The following is a 3,598-nucleotide window of genomic DNA, read 5'->3' on the forward strand; positions in this document are numbered from 1 at the left end:
CTAAAGAATAAAAATTACACAATATTAAATTAATGTAGCTTTAAATAATTTGGATAGATATTTACTTGGGAAATTTGTAAAAGTGGTGGCCCCTCCCAGACTCGAACTGGGGACCTAACGATTATGAGTCGTGTGCTCTAACCAACTGAGCTAAGGGGCCAACTTTATATAACTGCTAGGCAGTTAATTTTTGAAGCGTTCAGTCACAGAGCGACTAAAGCGGGTTGCAGTATAAAAACTTTTTAGGTGCTTGTCACTACCAAAAACCTTTATTTTAACAATCAACAAGCTAACTGCTTAAATAGTAATCTTTTAAGTGGGCATAAACATAAAATGTAAGATATTTACCGTGCTATTCACTGCATTAAATTATAAACAAAACCTATCCCATATAGTCTTTTATATTTAACCCTCTACTTTTTAAGCAAAGCTAACATATATGTGTAGGCATACAAGGCTGTAAAAAATATGCTTGGGGCTACTGTCAGTGCCAGATTAGGTGTCTGATTAACTACATTCACCATAATCACTAAGCTCGATTGAACAGTAATCGGAATAATAGGCGCAAAAAGTACGCCTGCTATTTTTTTATTACTTAAATACGAGGCGCTAGAGTTAATTGCATTATTAAAACTTTGTCGTATTGCGACGTTTTGTGGTGTTTTAGAATGAAACATACAAATAATTGGAGTTACGAACGCAAGCGTTACATAACTAAACTTATACTTGTTGACGACCTTTTCTAAAATAAAGGTAAAAAACAGCGTTACAAATCCACTATACAACCCTTGCACTAATGCAGCTTGAAAAGTGACCGATTTAGCAATGTCTGCCGCACTATTTGCCCAGAAGGCCCAACTAAAATAAAAAATGAATGACACAACGCCTGACATTATAAGTCGAATATTCAATTAACTACCTCAACATGCCTAAAAACCTAGTTTAATGATAACACTAGAAGTGAAGGTAATATTGTCACTAAATAATAAGGTATTTGATTGTATATTATAGATGTATAAACACACTAATGTTGAAGATTTCCTAAATGGCATCAAATTAGAATCTGAGCGCGACTGTTAGCTGGAAAGCTTATTAGTAAACAATAAGTATAGTTTTAAAATAATATTGGGAGTGAGTTAAGGAAGTGAATTAATGGGTTGAAGAGTTTTAAAAAATGGATTTAATCTAAAAACTCTCTAAAAACTAATATTGTGAGCCGATCGGTACTAAAGTATTTAGCTAAACCTCAGTAGTCGGCTTACACAATATATAATCTGTCATTATTTTTTCGCAATAATGTAGATTGCATGTATTAACCCTGGGAAATAACCTAGCAGTGTTAATAGAATATTTAACCAAAAATGCATACCTAAGCCAACTTGCAAAAACACACCTAATGGCGGTAATAAAACCGAAAGTATTATACGAATAATATCCATGATCAAACTCCATTTAAATTAAACATTGAAAAGACTTAAAGCCCAGTATTACTGGGCCTTAACTATACTGTATTATTCAGCAACAATAGCTAGTTTATCAACTACGTCGCGAACATCTTCAGCATTTTTAGCAATTTTAACTGCTAGTTGCTTTTCAGCTTCAGACTCTACAGAGCCATTCAGAGTTACCACACCGTTGTCGGTATCAACATCAATGTCTGTACCACCTACTTCTGAGTCAAACAGGAAGCGAGTTGTGATTACAGTGGTGATTTTAGCGTCCGTTAGGTCGTTATCATCATCGTCCATCATGTCGTTGTTTTTATCTTCGGTGTCCATGCTTTTAACAACAGTAAGGCTGTTATCAACATCAGTTACACCATCTAGGCTAAGTACAAGTTCTTCTGCTAGCTCTTTATCGAGTTCGCTATTAACTTTACCTGTAAGTACTACCTTGCCATTTTTTACATCAGTGTTAATGTCAAAGTTGTTTAGATTAGTGTTCATAAGTAGAACGGTTTCTGCCTTACCATCAATCCAAGCATCTTTACTTTCGTTTTCCCAGCTGTTTGCTTGGGCACCCATAGCCGTAGTACCAAGAACTAGAGCTGCGATAATAGATTTGTTAAATGTTTTCATAATCTTTCTCCTTTTGATTAAAGACACTTTAACTAATGCGAGCTTCAGGCCAACTTTATTTATACTTAAAATTCAAAGGCTTGAATTAATTAAAAGATAAAACCTTATCTATGTTTGTGTAACTATTTACAGGCTACTCGGTAAAACTTTCTCAAATAGTGAAAATAGCTAGATAATTGCTCTTTTGGTTAATCTATCGTTAATATAACAAAACAAAAAACACCGTTAAAAAATAACCAATTGATAATTAATGAAATTATATTTGGTACGCGGTTTGCAGCCTAACTACAAGAGCAGTATCAATAGTAAATATAAGAAGGAATAACTCATGTCTGTAAAAGTTGAAGACCGCCCAATAGAGCAAGTACGCGAACAAGTGATTGATCAATTAATTTATAATTACAGTCATGGTGTTATTTCTGTTGATGCATTCGAAAGACGTTTAGATAATGCGATGGATGCACCTAATAACGAAGCTCTGCTAGCCTTAGTAGAAGACTTAACACTTAATACCGATCAGCAATATAAAGCAGAAAAACAATCGCAATTTACACCACATTATAGTGCACAGCAAAACAGTGATGATGATTTTACATTACGCAGTATTTTAGGATCTAACGAGCGAAGTGGTCAGTGGGTTGTGCCAAAAAATATATATTTGAGTAACTTTATGGGATCGGTGGTGCTTGATTTTACCGATGCTATTTTTGCGCATCAAAATGTAACTATTCACGTTAACTGTATTTTTGGTAGCGATGAAATTTACGTACCAGAGCATGTCAATGTAGTGTCTAAAATGTTTTGTATTTTAAGTAGCCTTGAAAATAAATCTGTGTCGCTTAACAAACGCCAAGGCCCTACAATTCATATTGAAGGAAAGGCAGTAATGGGCTCGGTTGAGGTAAAAATAAAGCGCACAATTAAAGAAAAATTTATGAGCTTTGCAAATGAGCTAAAAACCCAGTTTGGCACGGGTAATAATAATCGCTCACTATAATTGAGTAGCAGCACTTTAGCGTGCTGCTTAGTATTTTATTATAAATCGTTATTTCGCTCGCTTGGTATATCACTTAAATACTCTACAAACTCAACTTCAAACCCTGCAGGATCAATAAAGTAGACATTCTTTCTGAAAGGATTCTCGTTACCTTGCTTGCTTAGAGTAAAACCCACTTTATTTAAGCGCATTACTACTGCGCTTAAATTATTAGTTACATAAGCAAAGTGTGCAAAACCAATTTGATGGCCCGATAAGTTTCTGTTTTCACCTTCACCATGACTGCTTATCGCAATGTAATGCGTGTCATCTCCAAAGTGTACCCAGCGTCTTGGTTTTCCATGCCAATCGCCTCTGCCCTCACTTCTAATCGACCAATGTGGAAATACAGCGCGATAAAATGTAAGCATACTATCTATATCACTCGCGACTAAGTTTACGTGCTCTAAATACATAATGTTATCCTATCAGTTAAGTTAGGAGCACGATAAAACCTCAAGTTAACTTTAGGTAAAGTGTTATT

Annotated in this window: 5 protein-coding genes and 1 tRNA gene; 1 reads left to right on the top strand and 5 read right to left on the bottom strand. The window is 34.9% G+C overall.

From position 1 onward, the window contains the following. Window positions 1-83: 83 nt before the first annotated feature. From H5072_RS14585 to H5072_RS14600, 4 genes are all read right to left on the bottom strand, one after another. Window positions 84-160, bottom strand: a tRNA-Ile gene (locus H5072_RS14585). A 253-nt stretch (window positions 161-413) separates the two neighbouring features. Continuing rightward, entirely contained in the window at window positions 414-911 is a 498-nt protein-coding gene (locus H5072_RS14590; RefSeq protein ID WP_259395960.1) for a hypothetical protein, read from the bottom strand. A gap of 369 nt (window positions 912-1,280) precedes the next feature. Continuing rightward, window positions 1,281-1,439 (bottom strand): YqaE/Pmp3 family membrane protein, encoded by a 159-nt coding sequence (locus H5072_RS14595; protein ID WP_002957822.1) that lies wholly within the window; start codon window positions 1,437-1,439, stop codon window positions 1,281-1,283. 72 nt (window positions 1,440-1,511) lie between these two features. Then, the gene (locus H5072_RS14600) at window positions 1,512-2,078 is read right to left on the bottom strand and encodes a BON domain-containing protein (RefSeq protein ID WP_182693927.1); all 567 of its coding nucleotides are present in this window, start codon (window positions 2,076-2,078) and stop codon (window positions 1,512-1,514) included. Between the two features lie 328 nt (window positions 2,079-2,406). Between H5072_RS14600 and H5072_RS14605 the strand changes: the two genes are divergently transcribed. Further along, on the top strand, window positions 2,407-3,075 hold the full coding sequence (locus H5072_RS14605; protein ID WP_024597540.1) for a LiaF domain-containing protein: 669 nt from the start codon (window positions 2,407-2,409) through the stop codon (window positions 3,073-3,075). 38 nt (window positions 3,076-3,113) lie between these two features. Here H5072_RS14605 and H5072_RS14610 read toward each other — a convergent pair whose 3' ends face one another. Continuing rightward, on the bottom strand, window positions 3,114-3,530 hold the full coding sequence (locus H5072_RS14610; RefSeq protein ID WP_182682573.1) for a VOC family protein: 417 nt from the start codon (window positions 3,528-3,530) through the stop codon (window positions 3,114-3,116). Between the last annotated feature and the right edge of the window lie 68 nt (window positions 3,531-3,598).

It is taken from the genome of Pseudoalteromonas sp. SR45-5 (assembly GCF_014163565.1).
Classification (GTDB): domain Bacteria; phylum Pseudomonadota; class Gammaproteobacteria; order Enterobacterales; family Alteromonadaceae; genus Pseudoalteromonas; species Pseudoalteromonas distincta.